The sequence below is a fragment of the Streptomyces formicae genome, from assembly GCF_002556545.1.
GTDB classification, from domain to species: domain Bacteria; phylum Actinomycetota; class Actinomycetes; order Streptomycetales; family Streptomycetaceae; genus Streptomyces; species Streptomyces formicae_A.
The window spans coordinates 4,508,787-4,534,226 of sequence record NZ_CP022685.1 but is presented as its reverse complement, the minus strand read 5'-3'; the positions used below and the strand labels follow the sequence as shown (position 1 = coordinate 4,534,226).

Annotated in this window: 28 protein-coding genes; 7 read left to right on the top strand and 21 right to left on the bottom strand. The window is 69.2% G+C overall.

The features are described from left to right. Nucleotides 1-180: 180 nt before the first annotated feature. The 6 genes from KY5_RS19375 to KY5_RS19350 all read right to left on the bottom strand — a co-directional run bounded on the left by KY5_RS19375 (nt 181) and on the right by KY5_RS19350 (nt 5,139). Nucleotides 181-1,854: a hypothetical protein gene (locus tag KY5_RS19375; RefSeq protein ID WP_267894284.1), complete on the bottom strand. Its 1,674-nt coding sequence runs from the start codon at nt 1,852-1,854 to the stop codon at nt 181-183. 196 nt (nt 1,855-2,050) lie between these two features. Continuing rightward, nucleotides 2,051-2,785, bottom strand: a complete 735-nt coding sequence (locus KY5_RS19370; protein WP_098243444.1) for a DUF4232 domain-containing protein — start codon at nt 2,783-2,785, stop codon at nt 2,051-2,053. A gap of 269 nt (nt 2,786-3,054) precedes the next feature. Beyond that, entirely contained in the window at nt 3,055-3,702 is a 648-nt protein-coding gene (locus KY5_RS19365) for a hypothetical protein (RefSeq protein WP_098243443.1), read from the bottom strand. 86 nt (nt 3,703-3,788) lie between these two features. Next, the gene (locus KY5_RS19360) at nt 3,789-4,040 is read right to left on the bottom strand and encodes a DUF397 domain-containing protein (protein WP_098243442.1); all 252 of its coding nucleotides are present in this window, start codon (nt 4,038-4,040) and stop codon (nt 3,789-3,791) included. 35 nt (nt 4,041-4,075) lie between these two features. Beyond that, entirely contained in the window at nt 4,076-4,276 is a 201-nt protein-coding gene (locus KY5_RS19355; protein WP_098243441.1) for a DUF397 domain-containing protein, read from the bottom strand. Between the two features lie 11 nt (nt 4,277-4,287). After that, nucleotides 4,288-5,139, bottom strand: a complete 852-nt coding sequence (locus tag KY5_RS19350; protein WP_098243440.1) for a helix-turn-helix domain-containing protein — start codon at nt 5,137-5,139, stop codon at nt 4,288-4,290. A 195-nt stretch (nt 5,140-5,334) separates the two neighbouring features. Between KY5_RS19350 and KY5_RS19345 the strand changes: the two genes are divergently transcribed. After that, complete coding sequence (locus KY5_RS19345) at nt 5,335-5,772, top strand: ATP-binding protein (RefSeq protein ID WP_098247358.1); 438 nt, start codon at nt 5,335-5,337, stop codon at nt 5,770-5,772. Here the strand turns inward: KY5_RS19345 and KY5_RS19340 are convergent. The 8 genes from KY5_RS19340 to KY5_RS19305 all read right to left on the bottom strand — a co-directional run bounded on the left by KY5_RS19340 (nt 5,769) and on the right by KY5_RS19305 (nt 13,187). Beyond that, on the bottom strand, nt 5,769-6,467 hold the full coding sequence (locus tag KY5_RS19340; RefSeq protein WP_098243439.1) for a hypothetical protein: 699 nt from the start codon (nt 6,465-6,467) through the stop codon (nt 5,769-5,771). The two genes, KY5_RS19345 and KY5_RS19340, sit on opposite strands and share 4 nt — an antisense overlap. A gap of 48 nt (nt 6,468-6,515) precedes the next feature. Continuing rightward, nucleotides 6,516-7,433, bottom strand: a complete 918-nt coding sequence (locus KY5_RS19335) for a hypothetical protein (protein WP_098243438.1) — start codon at nt 7,431-7,433, stop codon at nt 6,516-6,518. Nucleotides 7,434-7,518: 85 nt separating this feature from the next. After that, a complete protein-coding gene (locus tag KY5_RS19330; RefSeq protein ID WP_098243437.1) occupies nt 7,519-8,775 on the bottom strand; it encodes a hypothetical protein in 1,257 nt (418 codons plus the stop codon). Nucleotide 8,776: 1 nt separating this feature from the next. After that, the gene (locus KY5_RS19325; RefSeq protein WP_098243436.1) at nt 8,777-9,079 is read right to left on the bottom strand and encodes a hypothetical protein; all 303 of its coding nucleotides are present in this window, start codon (nt 9,077-9,079) and stop codon (nt 8,777-8,779) included. 56 nt (nt 9,080-9,135) lie between these two features. Beyond that, entirely contained in the window at nt 9,136-10,110 is a 975-nt protein-coding gene (locus tag KY5_RS19320; RefSeq protein ID WP_199843149.1) for a hypothetical protein, read from the bottom strand. A gap of 50 nt (nt 10,111-10,160) precedes the next feature. Continuing rightward, complete coding sequence (locus KY5_RS19315; protein ID WP_234362788.1) at nt 10,161-10,835, bottom strand: hypothetical protein; 675 nt, start codon at nt 10,833-10,835, stop codon at nt 10,161-10,163. A 580-nt stretch (nt 10,836-11,415) separates the two neighbouring features. Next, nucleotides 11,416-12,519 carry a CU044_5270 family protein gene (locus tag KY5_RS19310; protein WP_159072554.1) on the bottom strand — a complete coding sequence of 368 codons (1,104 nt, stop codon included), beginning with the start codon at nt 12,517-12,519 and terminating at the stop codon, nt 11,416-11,418. Next, nucleotides 12,516-13,187, bottom strand: a complete 672-nt coding sequence (locus tag KY5_RS19305; protein ID WP_234362787.1) for an RNA polymerase sigma factor — start codon at nt 13,185-13,187, stop codon at nt 12,516-12,518. The genes KY5_RS19310 and KY5_RS19305 overlap by 4 nt, the downstream gene beginning before the upstream one ends. Nucleotides 13,188-13,328: 141 nt before the next feature. Here KY5_RS19305 and KY5_RS19300 point away from each other — a divergent pair, with 141 nt between their 5' ends. Beyond that, complete coding sequence (locus tag KY5_RS19300) at nt 13,329-14,339, top strand: NlpC/P60 family protein (RefSeq protein WP_098247354.1); 1,011 nt, start codon at nt 13,329-13,331, stop codon at nt 14,337-14,339. Between the two features lie 249 nt (nt 14,340-14,588). Continuing rightward, complete coding sequence (locus tag KY5_RS19295; RefSeq protein ID WP_098243434.1) at nt 14,589-15,299, top strand: phosphatase PAP2 family protein; 711 nt, start codon at nt 14,589-14,591, stop codon at nt 15,297-15,299. A 77-nt stretch (nt 15,300-15,376) separates the two neighbouring features. On the opposite strand, the gene KY5_RS19290 is transcribed toward KY5_RS19295, so the two are convergent. After that, on the bottom strand, nt 15,377-16,957 hold the full coding sequence (locus KY5_RS19290; RefSeq protein WP_098243433.1) for an FAD-binding oxidoreductase: 1,581 nt from the start codon (nt 16,955-16,957) through the stop codon (nt 15,377-15,379). A gap of 86 nt (nt 16,958-17,043) precedes the next feature. Continuing rightward, complete coding sequence (locus tag KY5_RS42210) at nt 17,044-17,199, bottom strand: hypothetical protein (protein WP_199843147.1); 156 nt, start codon at nt 17,197-17,199, stop codon at nt 17,044-17,046. 118 nt (nt 17,200-17,317) lie between these two features. Here KY5_RS42210 and KY5_RS19285 point away from each other — a divergent pair, with 118 nt between their 5' ends. Further along, nucleotides 17,318-18,133, top strand: a complete 816-nt coding sequence (locus KY5_RS19285) for a hypothetical protein (RefSeq protein ID WP_098243432.1) — start codon at nt 17,318-17,320, stop codon at nt 18,131-18,133. A gap of 150 nt (nt 18,134-18,283) precedes the next feature. Then, the gene (locus KY5_RS19280; protein WP_098243431.1) at nt 18,284-18,478 is read left to right on the top strand and encodes a hypothetical protein; all 195 of its coding nucleotides are present in this window, start codon (nt 18,284-18,286) and stop codon (nt 18,476-18,478) included. Between the two features lie 365 nt (nt 18,479-18,843). Here KY5_RS19280 and KY5_RS19275 read toward each other — a convergent pair whose 3' ends face one another. Continuing rightward, nucleotides 18,844-19,203 (bottom strand): metal-sensitive transcriptional regulator, encoded by a 360-nt coding sequence (locus tag KY5_RS19275; RefSeq protein WP_098243430.1) that lies wholly within the window; start codon nt 19,201-19,203, stop codon nt 18,844-18,846. Nucleotides 19,204-19,415: 212 nt separating this feature from the next. Between KY5_RS19275 and KY5_RS19270 the strand changes: the two genes are divergently transcribed. Then, complete coding sequence (locus KY5_RS19270; protein ID WP_098243429.1) at nt 19,416-20,036, top strand: DUF47 domain-containing protein; 621 nt, start codon at nt 19,416-19,418, stop codon at nt 20,034-20,036. 9 nt (nt 20,037-20,045) lie between these two features. Continuing rightward, on the top strand, nt 20,046-21,044 hold the full coding sequence (locus tag KY5_RS19265; RefSeq protein WP_098243428.1) for an inorganic phosphate transporter: 999 nt from the start codon (nt 20,046-20,048) through the stop codon (nt 21,042-21,044). A gap of 157 nt (nt 21,045-21,201) precedes the next feature. Here the strand turns inward: KY5_RS19265 and pstB are convergent, their stop codons facing one another. The 4 genes from pstB to pstS form a co-directional block, all read right to left on the bottom strand. Next, a complete protein-coding gene (gene pstB, locus KY5_RS19260; RefSeq protein WP_098243427.1) occupies nt 21,202-21,978 on the bottom strand; it encodes a phosphate ABC transporter ATP-binding protein PstB in 777 nt (258 codons plus the stop codon). A 55-nt stretch (nt 21,979-22,033) separates the two neighbouring features. Then, nucleotides 22,034-23,110 (bottom strand): phosphate ABC transporter permease PstA, encoded by a 1,077-nt coding sequence (pstA, locus tag KY5_RS19255; protein ID WP_098243426.1) that lies wholly within the window; start codon nt 23,108-23,110, stop codon nt 22,034-22,036. Then, nucleotides 23,107-24,129: a phosphate ABC transporter permease subunit PstC gene (pstC, locus tag KY5_RS19250; protein ID WP_098243425.1), complete on the bottom strand. Its 1,023-nt coding sequence runs from the start codon at nt 24,127-24,129 to the stop codon at nt 23,107-23,109. The genes pstA and pstC overlap by 4 nt, the downstream gene beginning before the upstream one ends. Before the next feature lie 117 nt (nt 24,130-24,246). After that, nucleotides 24,247-25,371, bottom strand: a complete 1,125-nt coding sequence (gene pstS, locus KY5_RS19245; protein WP_098243424.1) for a phosphate ABC transporter substrate-binding protein PstS — start codon at nt 25,369-25,371, stop codon at nt 24,247-24,249. Between the last annotated feature and the right edge of the window lie 69 nt (nt 25,372-25,440).

Here is a 25,440-nt window from a genome sequence, read left to right as displayed (position 1 = left end):
GGTGCAGAGGACAGCTCATTCTCGCCGACAATCGGGCCCGCGCATGCCGCCTTGGCGCCATTCGTTGGCTGACTTCGTATGTTTTCTCGTGAGTGAGGTCTGGTCACTCTGTGTATCACGCAGGATGACGCCGGGCAATGACGGCCCGGCGCGCCTCTGACCAGGTGTTCTGACCAGGTGTTAAGTCAGCCCGAGCCCGGCGGTCCCGCGGGTCACGAACGAGCAGTCGGTGTAGCGGTACGACGTACTGAGCCTGGCACCTGCCGCACGGTCGCTGACGGCTGCCCGCTTGTAGAGGAAGTGGTACTCGCCCGCGGGCAGCCGCAGGGTCGTCCTCGGGTAGCCGGACACGCCCGCCCGGCACGCCTTGTCGCCCTGCGGCTTGTCGGCGAAGATCCGGCACGACGTGCAGTCCTTCAGCGTGACGCGGCCGGTGGTGGGGCCGGTGTAGAGGACCTCCAGCTCGCCGGGGCCGAGGTTGGCGACGACGAGGTCGACGGTGGCACCGCGGGCGTGGCGGGCCGGGGGCAGGTGGCGGCCCGCGCTCGGCCGGACCCCGGCGATCTCGGCGGCGACGGCGATGTCCCCGGCGCGCCGGTGCTTCTTGTTGTCCGGGTACTTCGCGGCGAAGTCCTTCATCGTCCGGGCCGCGTCGGCGAACCGGTCGTCCCGGAACTCGTCGACTCCGCAGGCGTAGACGCCCCGCTCCACGGCGCGGTCGGTGGCGCCGCGCAGCGCGTCGGCGTCGACCGTGCCGCTGGGCAGGCCGCTCGCCGTGGTGCCGATGGCCCGCAGCTCGTCCACGGCGGGGCAGGGCTCGGAGCCCTTGAGGTCGGCCTCGCGGGCGGTGATCGCGGCGCGCAGCGCGGGCTCGACCTTCGCGGCCTGGTCCGAATCGGGGAAGGTGCGCAGCAGTTCGCCGAGCGGCCCTTCGGCGGCCGACCGGCCGATTCCGGCCGCGCCGCACTCGTAGAGGGAGGTGGCCAGGCGCCCGTCGGGCCAGGTGGCGAGCGCGCCGAGCCGGTCCTTGCCGAGGGTGGCGGGGACGGTCCGCAGGTGCTTGAGGGGGCTGATGGCGTCGCAGTACTTCTTCGCGGCGTACGGCGCGGCGGCGGTCTTGTAGTACGCGTCGAGGCTCTCGGGCAGCCGGTCGGCGGCCTTGGACCCGGGGTGGTCGTCGGCGAGCCCGCGGTAGATGTCCATGGCCTTCGCGTACCGCTGCTTGTTCCCGTGTCCCGCCGGGCCGTCGAAGGGCTCGCCTGCCAGACCGGCGACGATGCGGTCCGCCCGGTCCAGGCGGTCGAGGAGCATCTGCTCCACGGCCTCGTCGCGCGCGCCCTCGTACGCGAAGGCGGCGCCTGCGGGCACGGCGAGCAGGACGACGCCGAGCCCGACGGCGAGCGGGCCGCGCACGCGCCCGCGGCCGGACGTCCGGGTCGCCAGGCGGGCGCCTGTGGCGGCGGCGATGACCAGGAGGGCGAGGTAGGCGAGGAGTACGCCGCCGGGGACGCCGTCGACGTCGGCGGGCAGCGCGATGAAGAGGAGAGCGGCGGTCGCGGCGCAGCAGAGGATGGCTGGAAACCAGCGCCGTATCAGGACGAAACCGAGGCCGAGTCCGGTGAGGTTGAGGAGGGCTACGGCTAGGGGCGTGAGGGGGTGGCCGGTTTCGGGCGGGAGCGCCGCGTGTGGCGGAAGTGACGCGTGTGACGCGTGTGACGCGTGTGATGCGTGCGGCGGGTTTGGTGGGAGGGGCGGCAGCAGGGGCGGCGGGGGCATCGGGGGCGGTGGACCGAACCGGCCCGGAGTGGTGTCGTCGTCGCCCGGTCCGGTGGCATGCCGGTCACTGGGTTCCATCGTCGGCTCCCCCCAGCCGTGCGGCCGTGCGGCTGCGCCCGGCAGTCGCATAACGCCCAATTCCCCTACCTTCGGGGAAGGTTGGGGACGCGTCAATCGGCTGCGGGGGATGTGGGGGGAGCGGGTTCGACCCTTGTGACCGGGGAGTTCTCCCAGGCCACAAGGGTCACTCGGGCGATGCGGGTGATACGGGTGGTCAGCCGGCCGGGGAGTCGCTGACCTTGCCGACCGGGCTGAGCATGATCGGCCCGGTGAGGGCCTGGGAGTCCGGGTTCTCGGCCGGGAGGGAGCCCGCGGGCCAGTCGACGGTGACCGTCTTGGTCTCGTTCGGCGGGGTCACCAGGATCTTGGAGACGCGTACGCCGGAGCCGCCGGAGTCGTTCACCGGGAAGCCGATGTTGAAGGCGGCGGTCTCGCCGTCCTTGAGGACGTCGGTCCGCGGCTTTTCGTCGTTGCGCTCCCCGGCGATGGTGTCGCCCGCCGCCGTCTTCAGGTCGACGCCCGCGAAGCCGTTGATGGTGCAGTCGCGGCCGCCGCCGTTCTTGAAGGCGACGGTGACGGTGCCTTCCTTGCCGATCGTGTTGTCCACGGCGGAGACCTCGAGCTCGTCGCTGCGGCAGATGCCGACCTTGCCGTTCTCGTTGGAGCCGGTACCGGCGGCGGTGCCGGTGTCGCTACCGCCCGAGCCGCCCGTGCCGCCCGAGCCGGTGCCCTTGCCGTCCGAGGAGCCGCCGCTGCCGCCCGTACCGTTGCCGCCCGTCTCGCTGCCGCCGGTCCCCTTGCCGGCGTCCTGGCCCGCCGACGCGCTCGGCACCGAGTCGCCGGAGCCCGCGGCGTCCGTGCCGTCGTCACCGTTGCACGCGGTGAGTGAGAGCGAGCCGAGCAGCGCGAGGCCGGCGAGAAGGGTCTTCGAGGCGTGCGCGATCTTCATGGTGTCCCCGTCAGGTTGGTGGTGCCGAGCCGCGCCCGTTGGTGATCCGAGCGGCCGGGCGGTGGCGGTACGAGGCCGTGGTGACCGGCCCTGGAAACAGCGAAGCGGTCGGCCTGGACCCGGGGCAAGGAAAGCTGGACGACGGGGGACACTGGAATGCCAGAACTATCTCTGACCTGCGAGAACACTCCTCGCCTGGGACGTGCTCCTGGGACGTGCTCCCGGGACGTGTCCCGGCATACCGGAGCGGGTGCCTCCGGGGACCGGGGTCAGTCCCCGGCCTCCCCGTACCAGCGCCACGTGGTGAGCCGGGCCCGCCCCGGGAGCTCGCCGCGTCCGGTCGCCCACAGGAGGGTGGGCCAGGGGGCGGTGTCGGTGGGGGCGTCGGGGAAGAGGCGGTGCAGGACGCGTGCGCAGAGGTCGGCGGGCGGGCGCCAGGCGTCGCGGATGCCGAGGCCGCCGACGATGTCGTACGTATGGACGAGGGTCTCCACGATCCCCATCGCGGCGAAGCCCTCCGGGTCGGATGCGCCCCACGCGTGGTGGGCCCGGACCGTCGGCGCGGTGGTCGCGACCATGCCGGTCAGGAGCGCCCCGCACGACTCCAGGACCTGGAGCAGCCCGGGAACGCCGGACTCGCGGTCCGCGAAGGTGACGTTGGAGGGGCCGCCTTCCCTGCGGTGGTACCAGAGGAAGGGCACATCCCCGTCCAGGGGCGGCGTCTCGGGCCCGAGCTGAGCGGCGTACGCGAACAGATCGTCGGCGAGGTGCTCGACGGTCTCCCAGCAGTCCCATTCGATGCCGCCCGCCTTGACGCTCCAGTCGGCGTCGGGCGGGGCCTGGCGGAGGGTGGCTACGGCGAGGCGGACGGCGTGGGTGACGTCTGCGGGGGTGACGGGTTCTCTTGGTCCGGACATGGCGGGACGGTAGCAGGGGGTGGGCGGGGTGCCAGTACTGGTTTTCCTTGGAGGCCGGTGTGGAGGTCAGTAGAGGTTCGTAGAGGTCAGTGCCCTTCCACGCTGTCCACGCCCTCCACGAAGTGGTCGAACTCGCCCGCCTGTACGCCGAGTACGAAGGCGTCCCACTTCTTGCGGTTGGTCGTGACGATGTTGTCCGGGTCGCTGGTCTCGCGGAGGTAGACGGCGTCGTCGTCCTTGCCGAAGGCGATCTCGATCCAGGGCCCTGGGCCCTGTTCGTCCTCGGGGGCGGCGCGGGTCCAGTCGAGGTCGGTGGGGATGCGGGGCTTCTCGGTCATGGCTGGGGTCTGCGTCCTTTCTGTGCCGGTGGGGCTCATGCCGTCCCGGCGCCCGCGGGCCGCGCCTTCGCGGTGCGGAGCAGGGCGGCGAAGGCCGTGGGGGTGGTGTGGAGTATCGCGGTGGTGGGGTCGCTGCTTTCGGTGAGATGGACCGTGCCGGTCGCTGTCGCTGCGACATGTACGCACGAGTCGCCCTCGCCGCAGTAGGAGGACTTCTGCCACATGAGCATGGTCATCTCGGTTCCCTTCACAAGGTCTGGACGATGCTGCGGATGAGGTCTTGCGACTGCGTGGGCGGGAGCGCTTGGGCTTCCATACGTTCAAGGAGTACGCGGTACTTGCAGAGCTGAGCCTCGGCGTCGAGGAACACGGGGCCGTGCGATTGATCGAGGTGGACGGTGTCGAGCCGGGGGACGGCGCCACCGGAGTAGAAGAGGGACTGCCCCGATCCCGGGAAGGAACCGGCGGCGAACGGGAGCACCTGGATCGTGACGCGCTCGCGCTCGCTCATCTCCAGCAGGTGGAGCAGCTGCCGCTTGGTCACGGCAGGTCCGCCGAACTGCATCCGCAGGGCGGCCTCGTGGATGATCGCCCGATACGGGGTCGGCGGGTCCCGGAAGAGGACCGCTTGCCGTTTGATGCGGAACGACACCCGGTGTTCCACCTCCGGGGGCGGGAGCTCGGGGACGACCTGGAGGAACAGCTCGCGGGCGTGGTCGGTGGTCTGGAGCAGGCCGGGGATGTGCACGGTGACGGCGGTACTCAGGCGCGTGGCGTGGTGCTCGACCTCGGCGAGGTCCAACAGCCCGGCGGGCAGGATCTCGCGGTACTCCTCCCACCAGCCGCGCGTGCGGTCCTCGGCCATGTTGACGAGGGCATCGATGAAGGCCTGGTCCGAGCAGTCGTAGCTGCGAGCCATCGCACGGACGCGGGCCGCGCTCACGCCGAAGCGTGCGGTCTCGACGTTGCTGAGCTGCCCCTGGCTGGTCCCGAGGACGCGCGAGGCCTCGGTCGCGGTTATCCCCGCATGCTCGCGGAGTCGCCGAAGTTCCGTGGCGACGCGGATGCGGCGGACCGTGGGCGCTGACCTCCCGGCCATGCAACTCCTCCTAGGGACAGCTCGGTTCGTCACTCACACGAGGGATTGTGCACTGCATTCCATGGAATGGGCGCAAATTGTATTTGCGCATCCCTAGCCTGTGTCTCAGGCCACTCGCCCGGAAGTACCCCGCTCGACGGAGCGGCACCGTCACTGGGCAACACCGTGCAACTCCCCGACGTGAAAGGCGATCCCATGACAACCGTAGTCCCGCCCTGGACCTACACCCTCCAACTCCCCCACGATCCCCGCGCCCCGGGAATCGCCCGAGCCACACTCCGCGCGGTCCTCGGGACGTACGGACTCGGCGAACTCACCCCCACCGCCGAACTCCTCGCAGGAGAACTCCTCAACAACGCGCACTGCCACACCGACGGCCCCTACGCCCTCCGCCTCCGCTCCTCCTCCCCGGAGGGGATCCGCGTGGCCGTGTGGGACTCCAACCCGGAGATCCCACCCGGGTTCGGGGAGGACGACCGCGCCTTCGACCGGCAGCCGCCGGAGACGGCGGAGGACGGGCGGGGGCTGCACATCGTGCGGGCTTGTGCGGACCGCTGGGGGGCGTACGGCATGGGGGCGGGGCACGCCGGGAAGCTGTTGTGGGCCGAAGTCACACCCGGATCCGGTCGCTAAGCGGCTTCGCCTTCTTCCGGTTCGGTGAAGGAGACCGTCTGGAGGATCGCCGACATGATGTTGCAGAACTCGGTCCAGTAGTCCGTGGACGCGGTGTGGAGTGTGAAGATCGCGGTGAACGGGCCCGTGGGGAAGGGGACATGGACCTGGATCTGGCCGGTGAGGAGATCGGTCGGCTCGCCGGTCGTGGTGATCTCCGGGTTCAGCTTGTACTCGGTGAGGGTGACGCAGGAGACGGCGGGGCCGCAGGGGAGGTCGAGCCAGCGGGCGTCGTTGTGCGGGGTGGTGGAGAGGACGGCGAGGATTCCTTGGGCGACGGTTTCCGTGTCGCCCGAAGCCTGGTCGGTGGGGACGGCGGCGACGGTGAAGGCGCATTGGGCCACACCGTCGGCACCGTTGTGCCCGGTCTTCGCGCCGTCCTGGCTGTCGCCGTCGCCGTCCTCCTCTGCGGTGGAGAAGAGCCCCATCGCGGAGTAGGAGACCCCGGTGTCCGCCATGAGTTCGGCGAGGCCGGCGTAGTAGGGGGCGGCGGGTTCCCAGACGCGTTCGTCCCCCTGGGAGTAGAGGCCGCGGACGAACTCCTCCGCCTTCTCGGCGCGTTCCTCCGGGGTGGCGGCGAGGGGGAGGGCGTAGAAGCCGTCGGGGACGTGGAACCAGATGGGTGGGGGGTCTTGCTCGAGGAGGGGGAGGGGCATGAGGAGCTGTCCTGGTCGATTCAGGGGCAGGGTGCGGATTCGGGTGAGTCAGCTGGGGAAATCCTCCGGGTGATACGCGACCGGCTCGACCTCCACTCCATTGGCATCCATGACCATGTTCCTTTCGAGGACACCGAAGTCCGCGTTCACTTCTAGCTGGTCCACCGCGCGTACCTGATAGCAACCGCAAGGGTTCTGCGTGATCAATGGAGCTTCGTCCTCCGGGCCCCGGTCGGCGATGAAGGCTTCGACGGTGGCTCGCTGGTCGTCGGTGAGTGACTCCAAGGAGACGTAGCCGCGGGGCTCGGTGAGAGGCCAGATGAGCTTGCGCCGCGAGACGGAGCGGAGTCTGCACCAGGAGCCGTCCGTGAACAGGATCCGCAGATCGGTTCCGATCCGGAAGTTCCGACGGTCGACCGAGGCGATCGTGGAGCGGGGCGTCTCCCAGAGGACTTCGTCCTCGATCTTCGACTGCTCCTTCTTGGAGAAGGGAAAGCCCACGACGACCAGACGTCGGTCGGTGACGATCGCCTGCGTGCGGTAGCGCTTCTCGTCCGAGCGCCCCGGGTCCAGTTGCCAGGGCAGAGTGCGGGCGAGTGTTCCAGGAGCTGCCCACATGACGGGGAAGTCCTCGACTTCGTCGGCGGGGTCGTCAGGGGTGTCGGATCCGGAGTCCGGCCCGTAGTCGCCGCTGAGGTTGCCGCCGGCGGCACTCAGGACGGCCATGACGGCGACACCGAGCCCGAGTACCGCGCCCTTCCCGGCCCTCCGCGCGAGCGAACCACCCGTGGAGTGTTGCGTGTAGACCGGCCCTTCGGGCCAGCCGGGAAGCTCCCCCTGAATGTCGTTGCGCTCGGTGTCACGGAACCAGCGCATTCCTTTGACCCGCGGGGCGGCGCCGGTGGCGAACGTGACGGGACCACGGGCGAGGAACGTCTCGTCCGGGTCCGTGATCCAGATGCCCATGTGCGTGTGTCTCCTCCGTCTCCTCGGTGGTATCGGCTCTGGGCACCGATGCCGCCGAGCCCCTCACGCGGTGATACGTGCCGACTCAGCCACCCGAGGTGGATTTCGCGAACTGGTCGCCGGGGAAAAGGGCCTCTCCCACGTGCTGATGAATACTCGTGATCTTTGGAAAGATCTTGGCTCCGGCGTCCATGGCGATACCGGCCCCGGCGGGGTTGATGTGCACCCCTGGAATCAGATTCAGCGCTCGGGAACCCAGCCACTGACCTTCGTGATACCCACCGGCCGCAAGACCGCCCATACGGTTCAGCAAACCGCCGCCTGCGCGTGCCACTTCGTAGACATCCTCGGATTTACCTCCCAGCTTCACCAGGCCGCCTATGCCGAGGCCACCGGTGAGGGCTGCGGAATGTTCTCCGAACGTCAGCAGGATGCGGCCTGGGCCGGCACTGGTCGCCGTGAATCCCTTGCCGAGTTTGGACGCCAGAGCCGCGCCCCTGGTCACGCCCGCCACCTTGGTGGCCTTGCTGAACATCCCGATCCCGGGCAACAGTCCCACGGCGTCCATGCCCATCGTCACCCAACTGACGTCCGCCCCGCCCATCTTGGCCAGCCCATGCGCACCCAACGCAAGGCCACTCGTGATGAGCGCCGCCGTACCGAAGATCGCCGCGAGCGGAGGGAACGGGAGCGTGACGATGGCCAGGAGGGCAAGCACCGCCGTCAGGTCGCTCAGCAGGTCACCGATGAGTTTGATCAGGTCGGCGTGGTCCTTGAGCCACTTGCCCGTGGCGTCCCACGCGTCCGCGACGCCCTTCGTGAGCTTGTCCCAGAAGCCCGGCTCGTCCGGGGCGATGTCGCTCGCCTTGTCGAGCTCCTTGCTGATCGCGCCCGCCGCCTTGGCGTAGCGGTCCTCAAGGTCGTGCACCTGTCCGATGACCTCGTCGACGTCCCCCGACGCCTTCCCGCTCTCCTTGCTGTTCGGCTTCGCCTCCGAGCGGGCGTCCAGCTTCTCCCCGGCCTTCTTCTCCAGACGGTCGGTCTCGTCCTGGAAGTCCTTGAGTTCCCTGGCCCACCGGTGCAGCGCGCGCGACGCCTTGTCGAAGGATTCGTGGCTCTTGCGGATGAGCGGGGTGACGTCCTCACCGATGTACTCGGTGAAGGCGAGCGCCGCCTTCCCCTTCCACGCGCCGCACTCGATCCGCTCTAAGTCCCGGACCGCGGCACCCAGTTCGCCCGCGAGCCCGCCCAGCTTCTTCGCCAGGTCGCGGGTGTCCTCGACGTTGCCGGGGGTGGGGTCCCAGCCTATGTTCGGCAGCGCGGGGCGCTTGGTGCCGCTCACGCTACTTGCTCTTCTTCTTGGCGGACTTGAGCGATTCGGCCAGCGCCTGGTCCAGCTTGCTGAACTCCGTGTCGATCTTGTTGATCATCTTGACGGCGCCCTGGGTGTGCTTGCCGAGCTGCTTGACGCCGTAACCCCACTCGTCGGCGAACTCGTGCACGTCCTCGATGAGTTTCTCGGCGCCGACGACCGACCCGTCGGTGTTCTTGAGGGATCTGCGCGCGGCGTCCATGCGGTCGCTGACCGAGGAGAAGGTCTTCTTGAGGTCCTCAAAGATCGTCCCGTCGAGGCGGAGGTCGCTCATGTCGGTGTCCGGATTCCCTGTGTGGTCGGGGGGCGGGGCCGTAGCCCTAGTCGTGGTCAGCGGTTGACGGACTGGATCTCGCGTACGACGACGTCCTGCGTCGCGCCGAACTCGCCGGGGGGCAGTTCGCCGCCTGGTTCCGTGGTGCTCTTCCAGGTGACCTGCCACGTGATGGTGGCCCCGAGTTCGTACGAGGCGTCGCCGGACGAGCGCAGGTAGCGCACGCCGCACGGCGGGTCCGTGTCCGCCGGGGTGCCCTTGGCGCGGGGCTTGCCGATCCGGCCGTCGTCGCCGATCGGGCACTCGCCGGAGGCCGGGTACGTCTCGGCGTCCGACGTTCCCGGGTTGAGCTTCAGCGAGACGGGCTTGGCGGTCGTCGTCGCGGAGAGGCCCGTTCCCGGCAGGCTCGCGGTTACCGAGATCTCCTTGAACTTGGCCTTGTCCAGCCACACCCAGGTCGGCAGGTTGACCTTCGTCTCGCCCTCGGGGGCCATCGTGATCTCGGTGTCGGGGACCGGGATCTGGCCGTAGGCGTATTCGGCGAGGATTCTGGGAGAGACGGCGAGTGGTTCGTCGGGAGTCTTGCCTTCGTCCACCCAGAACGGCATCTTGTTGCAGGCCTGGGCCTCTGGCTCGTCCTTGCGCTTCTCGTCGACCGCCGCCGCCCAGAACTTCCCCTTGCCCTGCTTGTCGAGGTTGTAGTTCTTGTAGGGGTGGCCTTCCTTGAAGTACGAGTCGAAGACCCCGCCGACAAGGTCACCGATCCCGAGGAGCCCGATCTGTCGGATCGCCTTGACCGTGGCCTCGATCCCCTTCGGGGAGTACGCCGGTTCGTACCAGCAAGCAGGCGGATCCCAGTTGGTGTTGGCGGGGGTGAGCGTGCCGGTTTTCGGGGCCTTGGGGCTGCCCTCGACCGTCGTCTGCACCTTCGTCTCGACGGTGAGCTGCTTGTCCTGGCGATCGCCCTTCGCGCTGCCGAGGGCGGCGCCGGGATTCTTGTCACGGGCATGCGCGGGGGCGACAGTCGCCATCGCTGCCAGGACGACGCTGGAAACGATCAGGGTACGGAGCTGGCTCCGCTTCACCGCTGGCACTTCGCCGACCTCTCATCCGAGATGATCTGGGCCGCCTGCCATACGCCCTTCGAGTCCTTCTCCATGCGGGTGTTGTAGAAGGTGAAGTCGTTCGAGTCGTCCGAATCGCCAGATCTGTCGACCTTGCCGGTCTTGCGATCCTTGCTGTAGGCCTTCGTGTCGTCACCGCAATACGTCACCGCGGCCGCACCCCCCTTGAGCAAGGTGACCTCACGGTTGAAGTACCGGGTTTCGCCGACCCATGTCGTGTTGGCCTTGTAGAACGACTCGACGTACCGACCCGCACTGAGGAGCGCGTCGCCCTTCGAGTAGAACTTCAGCGCAGGGTGCTCCTTGGCGTGGACGGTGATGGCCTCGTCGATGGAATCGAGCATCCGCTCGTGATCGGCGAGCACTGCGTCCTTCTTCGGATCCCCTGTCTTGCCCCCCTCGAAGACGTTGTCCACGTCCTTGGGCAGCTTGATCTCCGGCCGGTCGATCCCGTCCTCGGATGCCTTCGGGGAGGGCGACTCCTTCTTGCCGCCTGAGTCGGAGTCAGCGCCCGCGATCTTGTCGGTGTCCTTGTCCTTCGCACCACCGTCACCCCCTCCGCACGCCGAGAGCGAGAGGACCGCCGCAGCAGTCATGGCGGCCGCTGCGAGCAGGGTGGGGCGGCGGTTCACGGTCGGCTCCTGGAGGGGGGAGGGTTCTCTGGAGTGAACCAAGCTATCCAGGAGGGGTGGGGGACACCAGCGGCAGGGTCGGCGGGCAAGGGCATATATGGGCGCATACCAGCAGAGTTGGAGTCTTCGCTGATCACTCTTGGCTCGTATGCGTTGCGCACCGCCATGGAGTGAGGAATGAGCGACCGTCCCGGAGAGCAAATCGAGGCATGCCGCGGGGGACGGTGGCGCCCCCTTCGCGCGAGTGCCCAGGCGGGCGGGAGGGCGGGTGGCAGGGCGGGCGCGACCGGTTCCGCCCGCCTACGCAGTTCCCCCGCCGGGGACAAGGCGGCCCGCCGTACCGGACGCGCCATTCCCGCCGCGCTGGGCGTGCCATTCCCGTCGCGCCGGACGCACCGTTCCCGTCGCGCCGGACGCACCGTTCCCGTCGCGCCGGACGCACCGTTCCCGTCGCGCCGGACGCACCGTTCCCGTCGCGCCGGACGCGCCATTCCCGCCGCGCCGGACGCGCCGAACGCGCTTCCCGCCACCCCTGCCCGCCCCAAGGCAGCGCCACCCCCGCCCGCCCCAAGGCAGCGCCTCACGTCGAGCTGTCCGCCACCCCCGTCCGGGACTTCTTCTCGTCGACGATCCGGCGGTCCAGGATCGCCGTCCGTTCCACCACCGTGCCCGGCTTGATGCCGTCGACCTGCTTGACCTGTATGCCCCGGCTGCCCAGGTACGCGTACGTCTTCTTGTCGAAGATCCACTCCGTGCGTTCGCCGGTCTGTTCGTCCGTGCGGGCCAGGGCGATTCCCTCGCGGCCCGCCGCGTCCTTGGCGTGGTCGACGACGACCACGCCGGGGATCCTCGCGCCCGCGCGGTAGAGCGCCGCGCTGATCTTCGGCGGGGCCAGCTGCTCGGAGATCATGTCGCTGATCGTGTCGAAGGCCTGCTGGTCGCGGGAGCTCTGGGAGTCGGTGTCGGCGTAGATGCGGTCGAGGAGGGCCTTGGGGGACGTGGGGAGCTTGCTCACCTTGTTGTACGACCAGCCCTCGACGTCGCCGTCGAGCGTGATGCCGTCCTGGGGCTGGAAGCCGGGCTCGTACAGCCAGCCCTTGAGGCCGTTGGGGGACATCCACACCTCGCGCGGGTGCAGCTTCTGGACCATCGTCTTCGTCACGTTCGTGTCGACGTTCTGGTCGATGTAGACGTAACTGACCTTGCTCTTCACGTAGACGTACTGGTCCTGGCGGGGGGCCGTGAACTTCTCCGTCTCCGCGGCCCGCGACGCCTTCGCCGCGACGGTGGAGACCGTCTTCGTGGTGCCAGGCTCCAACTGGACGACGGGGGCGATCTCGCGCGGGCCGCTCTCGGGGGCGCCGCCCGTGCCACCGGTCAGGTTCACCGCGACCACGGCGGCCAGGGCCGCCGCGGTGACCGGGACGCCGATGAGGAGCGCGCGGCGCACGGGACGGCGGGGCGGGCCCGCGGGCGGGGCGGGGAAGCCGGGGGACGTGGGGCCCGTCTGCTGCTGGATGTGGGTCATCAGGTGCCTCTCGAGCAGGAGTTGGCGGTCCGTGGAGAGGGCGGGGTCGCCGGGGGCCGGGAGGAGCCTGGCCAGCTCCATGTGGTCCAGCGGCTCGTGCCGTGCCGAACGGCTCCGGCGCCGGCCCTCGCTCCGGCTCCTCGGAGTGCGCTTCATTCGTCTCCCTCCCTCTCCGACCTGACCGCGTGGGTGCGGTCAACCTGTACTTGTCCGCCCATATGCGGTGGTTCCACGATTTCTCCGGCCGAACGTCCGGACTTTCGGGAGGCGGCAGCCGTCAGTTCCTCCTCCGCCAGCTTCCGCAACCGTGTCCGCGCGCGGGACAGGCGCGAGCGCACCGTGCCGACCGGGATGCCGAGCGCCTCGGCCGTCTCCGCGTAGCCGAGGCCCGACCAGACGCAGAGGGTGAAGACCTCGCGCTCGCCGCGCCGCAGCCGCTTCAGCGCCGCCTGCGCGGCCGCCAGTTGCTCGGCGTCCGCCATCCGGCCGACCAGCTCGTCGGCGAAGTCGGGCACGGCGCCCGCCGCGGGGACTCGGTCCACCGCGGAGCGGTAGCGGCGGGCGGCGCGGGTGGTGTTGCGCAGCACGTTCACGGCGATGCCCATCAGCCAGGGGCGCGGGCTCTCGCCCTCGTCGCGCAGCTTTCCGCGCAGGCGCCACGCCTCGAGGAAGGTCAGCGAGACCACGTCCTCGGCGGTGGCCCAGTCGCCGCTCACGCGCAGCGCGTGCCGGTAGACCAGCTGGGAGTGGTCGCGGAACAGGTCGCGGAACGCCTCCGGGTCACCGTCCCTGATCCGGGCGTGCAAGGAGAATGAGTACGTCACGTGAGGTGTTGTCCGCGGACGGCGAAGAGTTCCACTTTCCACGCGCCTTCATGAAGCGGCCAGGAATGATCCCCGCCACTTTCGCACGGGGCCTCTACACTGAGCGGCGGCGGTCTCCCGGTGGGTGAGGGGTGGTTGACGGTGCGTAAGGCGTGGCTGGTCGCGTCCGTCGGGATCGGCGGTGCCCTCAGTTTCATCGCGCTGCTCGTCGTCGGGACCTACATGGCCGCGGGCAGCCTCGCCAGCGGCGTGGGCGGTGGGTCCGTGGGGCTCGCCAAGGGAGCCGTGCCCGCCACCTATCAGCCCCTCGTGCAGAAGTGGGGCAACCTCTGCAAGGCCATCAACCCCGCGCTGCTCGCCGCGCAGCTGTACCAGGAGAGCGGCTTCAACCCGCGCGCCAAGAGCCCGGCCAAGGCGCTCGGCATAGCGCAGTTCATCCCGGGGACCTGGGCCGCGCACGGCGTGGACGGCGACGGCGACGGCGACCGTGACATCTGGGACCCGAAGGACGCCATCCCGTCCGCCGCTTCGTACGACTGCAAGCTCGCCGGGTACGTGAAGGACGCCCCGGGCGACCCGACCAAGAACATGCTCGCCGCGTACAACGCGGGGGCGTACGCCGTCATCAAGTACGGCGGCGTACCGCCGTACCGCGAGACGCAGAACTACGTGAAGACGATCACGACCCTCTCGGAGAGCTTCGCCCGCCCCGTCGGACGCGTGCAGCCCTCGCAGCAGGCGGCCAGCGCCATCTACTACGCGCAGAAGAAGCTCGGTACGCCCTACCTGTGGGGCGGCAACGGCACGCCCGACCAGGGCGGCCGCTTCGACTGCTCGGGGCTCACCCTCGCCGCCTACCGGTCCGTCGGCATCACGCTGCCGCGCGTCGCCAACGACCAGTACAACGCGGGCCCGCACCCCAAGCGGGACGAACTGCTCCCCGGCGACCTCGTCTTCTTCTCGGACGACCTCACCAACTCGCGGACCATCAGGCACGTCGGCATCTACGTCGGCGGCGGCTACATGATCGACGCTCCGCGCACCGGTGCGGTGATCCGTTTCGACCCGATCGACACACCGGATTATTTTGGCGCGACTCGTGTCACGAAGGACGGCGCGAAAGCGCTTCCGACCAAGCCCGCAGAGGTCTGAGTGGAACCTCGCGGGGGGCGCGCGGAGGCGTACGCGGGGTGTGATGTGGCTTGAACTCTCCGTTAAATCACTCCCCCTGAGCTGCGGCGATGTATCTCTCTTCGGTAACGTCTGAGTGATCTTTCGGTGGAGAGTGGAACGTAGGGGAGGGGACTGCGCGTTCCCTTGACTGGACCGGACCACGGGGGTTGAGGAAAGGGCGCACAGAACAGTGCGCCCATGGGCTAGGAGACAAGGGGCCGCAGCGCCATGGCTGGACTCGATGAATCCGGGTCGAACCCCGACGTCAGCCTGCTCTACGACATCAACGGACTGGCGAAGGACTCCCCGCACTGGTTCGACCGCGCCGTGGAGTTCGTCGGTGAGTACGGCCTGTTGCTCGCCCTCGTGCTGCTCGTCGTGTGGTGCTGGTGGGGCCAGCGCAAGCGCGGCACGCTCGACGACGCCGCCTCGTCCGTCGCCGCCGTCGTCTGGGCGCCGCTCGCCGCGGGCATCGCCGTCCTGGTGAACGTACCGATCCGGGGCTTCGTCGAGCGGCCTCGGCCGTTCGTCGACCACCGCGGCATCGACGTACTCGTCGACGGCAAGACCGACTTCTCCTTCGTGAGCGACCACGCGACGCTCGCCATGGCGCTTGGCGCCGGGCTCTTCGTCGCCCACCGCAAGTTCGGGCTCGTCGGCATCGGGCTCGCCGTGCTCGAAGGTTTCTGCCGGGTCTTCATGGGCGTGCACTACCCCACGGACGTCGTCGGCGGCTTCGCGCTCGGCACGGCCGTCGCCCTGCTGCTCTCGCCGCTCGCCATGGCGCTGCTCACGCCGCTGGCCAAGGCGATCGGGCGCTCCGCGCGCGTCGGCCGCCTCGTCTGGTCCCGGCCCGCCGAGCCGGTCGCCGCGCTGCCGGGGGCGTCCTCGCAGGCGGCTGCCGCGCAGGATCCGGACGAGAGGGACCTCGCGGCCTGAGTGCGTCTTCGAGCGCCGGACGGGCTGATTTTCCGTAGCCCGCCCGGCGATTGAGGGACGGCGGAGCCGAAGGGGGGCTACAGGGCCTGGGGGAAGTCGAAGAAGCGGGTCGGGTCGTACTGCTTCTTGAGCTTCTTCAGGCGGGGAGCCGCGTCCCCGTAGTACGCCGTGCGCCAGTTCGTCAGCGTCGCGTCCGTGTAGTTCTGGTACGCCGCTCCTGACGCGTGGCGCCCCATCGCCCCGTGAGCCTTTTTCAGCCACGCCTGCGCGGGCTTGCCCGAGGTGCCCGCGCGCCACGAGGCGATGTACTGCGCGAGCATCCGCGAGCGGCGGTGCACGAAGGCCGTCGCCGTCGGGTCGACGCGGTTGATGGCGCCGCCGAGCGCGGTGAGCGCGATGCTGCCCGCGCTCGCGCCCGTCACGTTCTCGATCTGCGACAGCAGCGTGCGGATGCCGGTCGCGGAGAGGGAGCGGTCGAAGAAGTCCGAACCGGCCGCGTACGTCTCGCGGTTGAGGGCGCCCTGCGGGCTGCGGCCCGGTGTCGTGCCGGGCAGGTGGCACTGGGCGTCGGTCGAGAAGGACGAGCAGCCCGCGTAGACCTCCATCGACTCCTCGTACGTACGACGCTTCAGGGAGACGCTGCGCGCGGGGGCGCCGATCTTGTCGGCGAGGCGGTCGACGGCGTTCTGCAGTTCGCCGTACGTGCCGAGCGAGAAGCACGCGACGGAGACGTTCGGGGTGCCGCCGGGGGTGTTGGCCAGGTGGAGGGAGGACCAGATCTCGTCCGGCTGGTCGGGGCCCCACGTCTGCCACGCCTTGACGACCGCCGCCGCCTTCGACCAGGGCCACGTCATGTACGCCGAGACGCCCTGGGGCGCGGCGTGCGTGCGGTACGTCAGCTCGGTGACGACGCCGAAGTTGCCGTTGCCCGCGCCGCGCAGCGCCCAGAAGAGGTCCTTGTTCTCGGACGTGGAGGCCCTGAGCTGCTTGCCGTCCGCCGTGATCAGCGTCGCGGAGGTGAGGCTGTCGCAGGTCAGGCCGTACGCCCGGGAGACCACGCCGTGGCCGCCGCCGAGGGTGAGCCCCGAGATGCCGACGGTCGGGCAGGAGCCCGCGGGGATCGTCACGCCCTTCGCGGCGAGCGAGCGGTAGACGTCGATGAGCTTGGCGCCGCCGCCGATGGTCGCGCTGTTCCCGCTCGCCCGGATCGTGTTCAGCTTCGACACGTCGATGATCAGGCGCCCGGTGCCCGACGACCAACCCGCGTACGAGTGGCCGCCGTTGCGGATCGCGACCGGGGTGCGGTGCGCGCGGGCGTACGAGAGGGCGGTGCGGATGTCGTCCGGGTGCGCGACGTAGGCGACGGCGGTGGGCTTCAGGTCGTCGAAGCGGGTGTTGTACAGCTGGCAGGCCGCCGCCCACTTGGCCTCGCCGGGCCCCACGAGCGTCCCGTCCAGGTCCCTGGCCAGGGCCTTGAGGGTCGCGGGGGAGGAGGCCGCCGCGCTGGAGGTTCTGATCGGGGTGCTGCTGCCGCCGCCGCTGCGGGACGCGGTGGTGCCGGTGGCGCTCCCGCCGGTGCCGCTGCCGCCGGAGCAGCTCGTGATCGTGGCGGCGGCCAGCGTGGCCGCCGTTGTGCCTATGAACGTACGCCGTTCCATGACGCCTCCCGTTGCTTCCCGGAGAACGAGACGGTGTGCGGGACTTCTGGGTTCCGCGTACCCGGTTCCAAGGGTGCGCCTCGTGTCTACGGGTGCGCCTCGTGTTCCGTCGCGTCCAGGCGGGCCTTGCTGCGGGCCCTGCGCGCGGGGCCGCGCCAGCCGCAGACGCAGTGGGCGGAGATGAAACGGCCCTTCTCGACCGTCGTGGTGCGGTGGGGGGCGGGGTCTTCCTGATCGGCCACGTCGTCACCGTACCGACCCCGGGTTAACGGCCGTCCGCGTGACGGGTCAACGTACCGATCGTTAGGGGGAACGACGCGGGCCGTCGGCAGACGTAGAACGCTTGGGGGTAGACAAGCGATGGGGCAGCAGCACAGGCGCACGGGCGGAGCGGTCGCCGCGGTCGCGGCGGTGGGGCTGATGGCCGTCGTCACGGGGTGCTCGGACCGGGGCGCCGCCGCGGAGGCGCCCCCCGCGGGTGACCCCGGGGACGTGGTGCGGCGGGCCGCCGACTCCCTGGTGCGGGCGGGCAGTTCCCAGGCGAGTACGTCCCTGGAGATGGCCAGTGGCGGAACGCGCGTCACCATCCGGGGCAAGGGCGTGTACGACTTCAAGCGGCAGCGCGGCCGGTTCCAGGTCGTACTCCCGAAGGACCCCGCCGGAGACGACGAGCACCGGCCCATCACCGAACTCCTGACCGCGGGCGCGCTCTACATGAAGAACCGCGGGGCCGGTGTGCCCGCCGACAAGTGGGTGCGGATCGAGACACGCTCCCTCTCCGACGGGAACCTCGTCACCGGTGGCGCCACCGATCCCCTCGCCGCGGCCGAACTGCTGCGCGGGACGCGGCATGTGGCGTACGTGGGCGAGGAGCGGGTCGGGGGCGCCGAGGTGCGGCACTACCGGGGGGTCGCCGACATCGGGAGCGCGGTGAAGGAGGCTTCCGCAGGTCAGCGGGGTGCGTTGGCCGCGGCGGCGAAAGGGTTCAGCAGACAGGGCGTGCCCTTCGACGTCTTCCTCGACGACCGGGGGCGGGTGCGGAAGCTGCGCCAGCAGTTCCGGATGGCCGAGGCCAATGTGGCGTCGACCACGCTGCTCTACGGTTTCGGGGCGCCGGCGGAGGTGCGACTTCCGGCCGACGAGGACATCTTCGCCGGGAAGATCGCGGAGCGTTAGCCGGGTGGCGGGCGCGTGGTGGGCGGGTCCTAGTCGCGAACGGCTGGGTGAAATGGTCCGTCCGTGCCATGCGCGTTGTGTAGACCGCTCCCTACTCTAGGAAGTCGGCAACGGCCGGAACGGGTCGGACGGGTCAGTCAGGAAGAGGTGATGAACGTGGCTCCGATGCGTGGCGGCACGGCGGTTCAGGACCACGTCGCCCTCGCCGAGATCGAGCTGTGCGGTGACCTCATCATCGCCGCGTCCGCGGCGGGGGAGGAGCGGCTCAGTGCTGACCGGATCGACGAGGTGCTGAGGGTCTCCGACGTGCGGGAGGCCGGGGGCATCGGCGACGATCGCCGATGAGCCCGGCTCCGGCCCTGGCCCCGGCCCGGTGTTTCGGCGTCGGTGGCTGATGTCGTGTCGTGTGTCGGCTCTCCCGCCGTGGGGGCCAGCCCGCCGCTCCGCGGCGATTCACTCCCACCCGCCCACCCGTTTACCCGGCACCGTGGGCTCTTGTGGGTGAGCGTGAGCCGGTCGGGGCCGAGTGGGTAGGTGCGGAGCGGTGCTCGTGGGCCCGCCCGACCGGCGACGTAAGGCCCTGTAGCCAGACGTGAGCCTGTCGGTGCCGAGTAAACGGGTGGGCGGGTGGGACTGGCGCCCGCGGAGCGGGCGATTTGGGCTCTGGGCCGCGGCGGCAGAACGCACAACCGCGCCCCGCGAGCATCACGCTACGTCCGCATCATGCGAGCGATCGCCTTCGTCGCCTCCTCGACCTTCGCGTCGATCTCCGCGCCGCCCTTGACCGCCGCGTCGGCGACGCAGTGGCGCAGGTGTTCCTCCAGGAGTTGGAGGGCGAAGGACTGGAGGGCCTTTGTGCTCGCCGAGACCTGGGTAAGTATGTCGATGCAGTACACGTCCTCTTCGACCATGCGCTGCAGGCCGCGGATCTGGCCCTCGATGCGGCGCAGGCGCTTGAGGTGTTCGCCCTTTTGCTTGTGGTAGCCGTGCACTCCGTGGTCGTGGTCGGAGGACGCTTCGGGCGCCTCCGCGGTCGGCACGGCCGCGTCGGCCGCTTCGGTGGTCGTCATCGCGTCCTCCTCCTGTTGGGCATTGCGCTGTGGGGCAGTCCCGTATTTCTGCAGATCCATATACCCCTGGTGGGTATATGATAGCCGATTTCTCGGGGGGTGTGCTGATCACTGTGCCTGATGGGCGACACTGGGGGGCGGCCGGTTAGCCGTGGCCGGATGATGCGCCTAGCATCAGCCTGACCGCATCCAAAGCACCCCGAGGACCCCACGTGCGCTTTCGTCTGACCCCCAGGGAGACGAGCTTCTACGACATGTTCGCCGCATCCGCGGACAACATCGTCACGGGCTCGAAGCTCCTGATGGAACTGCTCGGAGCGGACTCCTCCGCCCGGGCCGAGATCGCAGAGCGTATGCGGGCCGCGGAACACGCGGGAGACGACGCTACGCATGCGATCTTCCACCAGCTGAACTCCTCCTTCATCACGCCCTTCGACCGCGAGGACATCTACTCCCTCGCGTCGTGCCTCGACGACATCATGGACTTCATGGAGGAGGCCGTCGACCTGGTCGTCCTCTATCAGGTCGAGGAACTTCCCAAGGGCGTCGAGCAGCAGATCGAGGTCCTCTCGCGGGCCGCCGAGCTCACCGCCGAGGCCATGCCGAACCTTCGGACCATGGACAACCTCACCGAGTACTGGATCGAGGTGAACCGATTGGAGAACCAGGCCGATCAGATTCACCGCAAGCTGCTCGCGCACCTCTTCAACGGCAAGTACGACGCCATGGACGTGCTGAAGCTCAAGCAGATCGTCGACGTGCTGGAAGAGGCGGCCGACGCGTTCGAGCACGTCGCCAACACCGTGGAGACCATCGCGGTCAAGGAGTCCTGAGGCCCCTCCATGGACACCTTTGCACTGATCGTGACCATCGGCGTCGCGCTCGGATTTACGTATACGAATGGCTTTCACGACTCCGCGAACGCCATCGCCACATCCGTCTCCACGCGTGCGCTGACGCCGCGCGCCGCGCTCGCCATGGCCGCGGTGATGAACCTCGCCGGTGCCTTCATGGGCAGCGGGGTCGCGAAGACCGTCAGCGAGGGGATCATCGAGACCCCGCACGGTGACAAGGGGATGTGGATCCTCTTCGCCGCGCTCATCGGCGCGATCGTGTGGAACCTGATCACCTGGTACTTCGGACTGCCCTCCTCCTCGTCGCACGCGCTGTTCGGCGGCATGGTCGGCGCGGCGCTCGCGGGCGGCATCGGGGTCATCTGGTCCGGGGTCGTCGACAAGATCGTCATCCCGATGTTCCTCTCCCCGGTGGTCGGCCTCGTCGCCGGTTACCTGGTGATGTGCGCGATCATGTGGATGTTCCGCAAGTCCAACCCGCACAAGGCCAAGCGCGGTTTCCGCATCGCGCAGACGGTCTCCGCGGCGGGCATGGCCCTCGGGCACGGTCTCCAGGACGCGCAGAAGACGATGGGCATCGTGGTGATGGCGCTCGTCATCTCCGATGTGCAGAGCGCGGATGCCCCCATCCCGATCTGGGTCAAGATCGCCTGTGCGCTGATGCTCTCCGCCGGTACGTACGCGGGTGGCTGGCGCATCATGCGGACGCTCGGCCGGAAGATCATCGAGCTGGACCCGCCGCAGGGCTTCGCCGCCGAGACGACCGGTGCGGGCATCATGTTCACCACGGCGTTCATGTTCCACGCGCCGATCTCGACGACTCACGTCATCACGTCCGCGATCATGGGTGTGGGGGCGACGAAGCGGGTCAACGCGGTGCGGTGGGGTGTTGCCAAGAACATCATCTTGGGGTGGTTCATCACGATGCCTGCGGCGGCGCTGGTCGCCGCCGTGAGTTTCTGGATCGTCAACCTCGCCTTCTTGTAGTTCGTTGACCGCGGGCCGCCCGTGGTTGCTCGCGCAGTTCCCCGCGCCCCTTGCGGGGCACGGAAAGGCCCGCCCCCGGGAGCCAGGGGCGGGCCTTTCTTTGTTGTCCCTGCGGTGGCACCGCCATGCAGCACCGCGGGGAGTCTGGAGGGGCGGCTCAGCCGAAGCGGCCCGAGATGTAGTCCTCGGTGGCCTGGACCGACGGGTTGGAGAAGATGCGCTCCGTGTCGTCGATCTCGATGAGCTTGCCGGGCTGGCCGACCGCGGAGAGGTTGAAGAAGGCCGTGCGGTCCGAGACGCGGGCGGCCTGCTGCATGTTGTGCGTCACGATGACGATCGTGAAGCGCTCCTTGAGCTCGCCGATCAGGTCCTCGATGGCGAGGGTGGAGATCGGGTCGAGGGCCGAGCAGGGCTCGTCCATCAGGAGGACCTGGGGCTCGACCGCGATCGCCCGGGCGATGCACAGGCGCTGCTGCTGACCGCCGGAGAGGCCGGAGCCCGGCTTGTTGAGGCGGTCCTTGACCTCGTTCCAGAGGTTCGCGCCCTTGAGGGACTTCTCGACGATGTCGCCCAGCTCGGACTTCTTGTACGAGCCGTTGAGCTTGAGGCCCGCGGCGACGTTGTCGAAGATCGACATCGTGGGGAAGGGGTTCGGGCGCTGGAAGACCATGCCGATCGTGCGGCGCACGGCCACCGGGTCCACGCCGTTGCCGTACAGGTCCTCGTCGTCCAGGAGCACCTTGCCCTCGACGCGGCCGCCCGGGGTGACCTCGTGCATGCGGTTCAGGGTGCGCAGGAAGGTGGACTTGCCGCAGCCGGACGGGCCGATGAAGGCGGTCACGGAGCGCGGCTCGACGGTCATGGAGATGTCGTCGATCGCCTTGTGGGAACCGTAGAAGGCGGTCAGGCCCGATACGTCGATTCGCTTGGCCATGGGATCACTGCTTCTTTCGAAAAGGGACGTGCTGAGGGTCGCTGAGATGGCCGCGTCAGCGGCCCGTCTTCGGTGCCTTCCAGCGGGCGATGCCACGCGCCGCCAGGTTGAGGATCATGATGAAGCCGATGAGCGCGAGGGCCGCCGCCCAGGCCCGGTCGTACGCCGCGTCGTTGCCCGCCGCGTACTGCTGGTAGATGTACAGCGGCAGGGAGGCCTGCGAGCCCTCGAAGGGGTTCGTGTTGATCATGGGGTTCACCCAGACCAGCAGCAGGACGGGCGCGGTCTCACCGGCGATGCGGGCGACCGAGAGCATGATGCCGGTCGTGATGCCGCCGATCGCGGTGGGCAGGACGACCTTGAGGATGGTCCGCCACTTCGGTACGCCGAGGGCGAGCGACGCCTCGCGCAGCTCGTTCGGGACGAGCTTGAGCATCTCCTCGGTGGAGCGCACGACCACCGGCATCATCAGGATCGCGAGCGCCATGGCGCCGGCCCAGCCGGAGAAGTCGAAGCCCAGGATGAGGATCCAGAAGCTGAGGACGAACAGGCCCGCGACGATCGAGGGGATGCCGGTCATGACGTCGACGAAGAACGTGACGACCTTGGAGAGCTTCCCCCGCCCGTACTCGACGAGGTAGATCGCGGTGAGCAGGCCGATCGGCACGGCGATCGCGGAGGCCAGGAGCACCTGCTCCAGGGTGCCGATGATCGCGTGGTAGATGCCGCCGCCGGGCTCGTCGTCGGCGACGACGCCCATCGAGTGGGTCAGGAAGTAGATGTCGAAGACCTTGATGCCGCGCTGCACGGTCTCGAAGATCAGCGAGGCGAGCGGCACGACGGCCAGCAGGAACATGACCCACACCATCGAGGTGGCGAGGCGGTCCTTGGCCTGGCGGGCGCCCTCGACGGTCATCGCGATGACGTACGAGGCGACGATGAAGAGGACGGCGGCTATCAGGCCCCACTGGACGCGGCTGTGCAGTCCGGCCCCGGCGCCGATGCCGACGGCCACGGCGGCCGAGCCGACGGCGACGGCGGCGGGCGTCCAGCGCGGCAGCGTGGCGGCCTTGAGGGGCGAGGGCCGCTTGGCGAGCGGGCTGGGCGGGGTGGGTGTCGTCGTGATGCTCATGCGTTGGCCCCCGAGTACTCCTTGCGGCGGGCGATGATCAGGCGGGCCGCGCCGTTGACCAGCAGGGTGATGACGAAGAGCACCAGGCCGGAGGCGATGAGCGCGTCGCGGCCGTACTCGCTGGCCTCGTTGAACTTGCTGGCGATGTTCTGCGCGAAGGTGCCGCCGCCGAAGTCGAGCACGGAGGCGTTGATCACGAAGAGCGGGGAGAGCACGGTGGCAACGGCGATCGTCTCGCCGAGCGCGCGGCCGAGGCCCAGCATCGAGGCGGAGATGATGCCGGAGCGGGCGAAGGGGAGCACCGACATGCGGATGGTCTCCCAGCGCGTGGCGCCGAGCGCGAGCGCGGCCTCCTCGTGCATCTTCGGGACCTGGAGGAAGACCTCGCGGCTCACGTTCGTGATGATCGGCAGGATCATGATCGCGAGCAGGATGCCGACGGTCATCAGGGAGCGCGGGGCGCCGCCCTGGTAGGAGAAGATCCCGGTCCAGCCGAAGTAGTCGTCGAGCCAGCTGTAGAGGCCGGTGAGGTTGGGGGCGACCACGATGGCGCCCCACAGGCCGTACACGATCGAGGGCACGGCGGCCAGCAGGTCGATCACGAAGGCGATGGGGGCGGCGAGCTTGCGCGGCGCGTAGTGCGAGATGAACAGCGCGATGCCGATGGCGACGGGGACCGCGATCGCGAGGGCGATCAGCGAGCTCACCACGGTGCCGAAGACCAGGACGGCGATGCCGAAGTACGGCTTGCCGCCGGTGGTGGCACCGGCCGGGTCCCACTCGAAAGTGGTGAGGAAGTTGCCCGTGTTGTCCGAGAGGGCGAGCGCCGTGCGGTACGCCAGGAACGCCGCGATGGCGGCCATGATCACGAGGAGCGCGATGCCGGAGCCGCGGGAGAGTCCGAGGAAGATCCGGTCACCGGGACGGGTGGCGCCGCGGGCGGCGGCCTTGCTCGTGGAGTCCGTCCGCTTCGCGTCGTCCACGGGGAGGGATGCGGTCGTATTGCTTGGTATGTCCATGGGGTTCTCCGGTCTGCGGAGGCGCCGTGCGCTGGGGCAGGCGCTCCGTGGCGGCGGTGCACCGGACGGTGCGGCCGGCCCGTTGCTTCTCACGGGGGCCGGCCGCACTCGGTTCAGCTAGCTCAGGCTCGCGATGGTGGAGCGGACCTTGGTGATGATCTCGTCGGGGATCGGCGCGTAGTCGTTGTCCTTGAGGACGTTCTGGCCGTCCTCGCTGGCGATGTAGGTCAGGAAGGACTTGGTGGCGGCGAGCGTGTCGGCCTTGTTGCCCTTCTCGCAGACGACCTCGTACGTCACCAGGGTGATCGGGTAGGCGCCCTCGGCGGTCGGCTTGTAGTTGAGCTCAAGGGCGAGGTCCTTGCCCTTGCCGACGACCTTGGCCTCGGAGATGGCCTTGGAGGCGTTGTCGACGTTGGCCTTCACCGGCTCCTTGGCCTCCGTCTTCAGGTCGACGGTGTTGATGCCGTCGCCCGCGTAGGAGAGCTCGAAGTAGGAGATGGCGCCCGCGGTCTGCTTGACCTGGCCCGCGACACCGGCGGAGCCGTTGGCGGACTGGCCGCCCTTGGCCTCCCAGGACTTGCCCGGCTCGTGCGGCCAGGCGGCGGGGGCGGCGCCCTTGAGGTACTTGGTGAAGTTGTCCGTGGTGCCGGACTCGTCCGAGCGGTGGAACGCCTGGATCTTGGTGCTGGGGAGCTTGGCGTCGGGGTTGAGCTTCTTGATCGCCTTGTCGTCCCAGGTCTTGATCTTGTCGTTGAAGATGTCGGCCAGGGTCTTGGCGTCCAGGACGAGGTTGTCCACGCCGGGGACGTTGTAACCGATGGCGATCGGGCCGCCGACCATCGGCAGGTCGATGGCCTGGCTGTCCTTGCAGAGCTTCTTCGACTTCTCGATCTCTTCGGGCTTCAGCGCCGAGTCGGAACCGGCGAACGCCGTCTGGCCCTGGAGGAACGCCGTGATGCCCGCGCCGGAACCCGTCGGGTTGTAGTTCAGCTGCACGTCCTTGCAGTTGGTCGAGTAGACCTTCCGCCAGGCGTCGATCGCGTTCTTCTGCGCGGACGAACCGGAGGCCGCGAGCTGGCCCTTGGCGTCGTCGCACTTGATGTTGGCGTTGGCGTTGGTCTCCTTGCCACCACCCGAGCCGCTCGTGTCGTCGGAGCCGCACGCCGTGAGGGCCAGGGCGCCGGAGACGGCGATGGCGCCGAGGGAGAGGGCGCGGAGCCGGTTCTTGCGCTGAAGCTTCACTTTTCGGGTTTTCCTTCCGGGAGCCGCCGGCCCTTTGCTGGCGGCGTGCGATGTCGTACGTCATGCCTT

Excerpts from the sequence above, each read along its gene's own strand:
- KY5_RS19375 (WP_267894284.1), bottom strand. The coding sequence starts at position 1,854 with ATGGAACCCAGTGACCGGCATGCCACCGGACCGGGCGACGACGACACC.
- KY5_RS19370 (WP_098243444.1), bottom strand. The coding sequence starts at position 2,785 with ATGAAGATCGCGCACGCCTCGAAGACCCTTCTCGCCGGCCTCGCGCTG.
- KY5_RS19365 (WP_098243443.1), bottom strand. The coding sequence starts at position 3,702 with ATGTCCGGACCAAGAGAACCCGTCACCCCCGCAGACGTCACCCACGCC.
- KY5_RS19360 (WP_098243442.1), bottom strand. The coding sequence starts at position 4,040 with ATGACCGAGAAGCCCCGCATCCCCACCGACCTCGACTGGACCCGCGCC.
- KY5_RS19355 (WP_098243441.1), bottom strand. The coding sequence starts at position 4,276 with ATGACCATGCTCATGTGGCAGAAGTCCTCCTACTGCGGCGAGGGCGAC.
- KY5_RS19350 (WP_098243440.1), bottom strand. The coding sequence starts at position 5,139 with ATGGCCGGGAGGTCAGCGCCCACGGTCCGCCGCATCCGCGTCGCCACG.
- KY5_RS19345 (WP_098247358.1), top strand. The coding sequence starts at position 5,335 with ATGACAACCGTAGTCCCGCCCTGGACCTACACCCTCCAACTCCCCCAC.
- KY5_RS19340 (WP_098243439.1), bottom strand. The coding sequence starts at position 6,467 with ATGCCCCTCCCCCTCCTCGAGCAAGACCCCCCACCCATCTGGTTCCAC.
- KY5_RS19335 (WP_098243438.1), bottom strand. The coding sequence starts at position 7,433 with ATGGGCATCTGGATCACGGACCCGGACGAGACGTTCCTCGCCCGTGGT.
- KY5_RS19325 (WP_098243436.1), bottom strand. The coding sequence starts at position 9,079 with ATGAGCGACCTCCGCCTCGACGGGACGATCTTTGAGGACCTCAAGAAG.
- KY5_RS19320 (WP_199843149.1), bottom strand. The coding sequence starts at position 10,110 with ATGGCGACTGTCGCCCCCGCGCATGCCCGTGACAAGAATCCCGGCGCC.
- KY5_RS19310 (WP_159072554.1), bottom strand. The coding sequence starts at position 12,519 with ATGAAGCGCACTCCGAGGAGCCGGAGCGAGGGCCGGCGCCGGAGCCGT.
- KY5_RS19295 (WP_098243434.1), top strand. The coding sequence starts at position 14,589 with ATGGCTGGACTCGATGAATCCGGGTCGAACCCCGACGTCAGCCTGCTC.
- KY5_RS19290 (WP_098243433.1), bottom strand. The coding sequence starts at position 16,957 with ATGGAACGGCGTACGTTCATAGGCACAACGGCGGCCACGCTGGCCGCC.
- KY5_RS19285 (WP_098243432.1), top strand. The coding sequence starts at position 17,318 with ATGGGGCAGCAGCACAGGCGCACGGGCGGAGCGGTCGCCGCGGTCGCG.
- KY5_RS19280 (WP_098243431.1), top strand. The coding sequence starts at position 18,284 with ATGAACGTGGCTCCGATGCGTGGCGGCACGGCGGTTCAGGACCACGTC.
- KY5_RS19275 (WP_098243430.1), bottom strand. The coding sequence starts at position 19,203 with ATGACGACCACCGAAGCGGCCGACGCGGCCGTGCCGACCGCGGAGGCG.
- KY5_RS19265 (WP_098243428.1), top strand. The coding sequence starts at position 20,046 with ATGGACACCTTTGCACTGATCGTGACCATCGGCGTCGCGCTCGGATTT.
- pstB (WP_098243427.1), bottom strand. The coding sequence starts at position 21,978 with ATGGCCAAGCGAATCGACGTATCGGGCCTGACCGCCTTCTACGGTTCC.
- pstA (WP_098243426.1), bottom strand. The coding sequence starts at position 23,110 with ATGAGCATCACGACGACACCCACCCCGCCCAGCCCGCTCGCCAAGCGG.
- pstC (WP_098243425.1), bottom strand. The coding sequence starts at position 24,129 with ATGGACATACCAAGCAATACGACCGCATCCCTCCCCGTGGACGACGCG.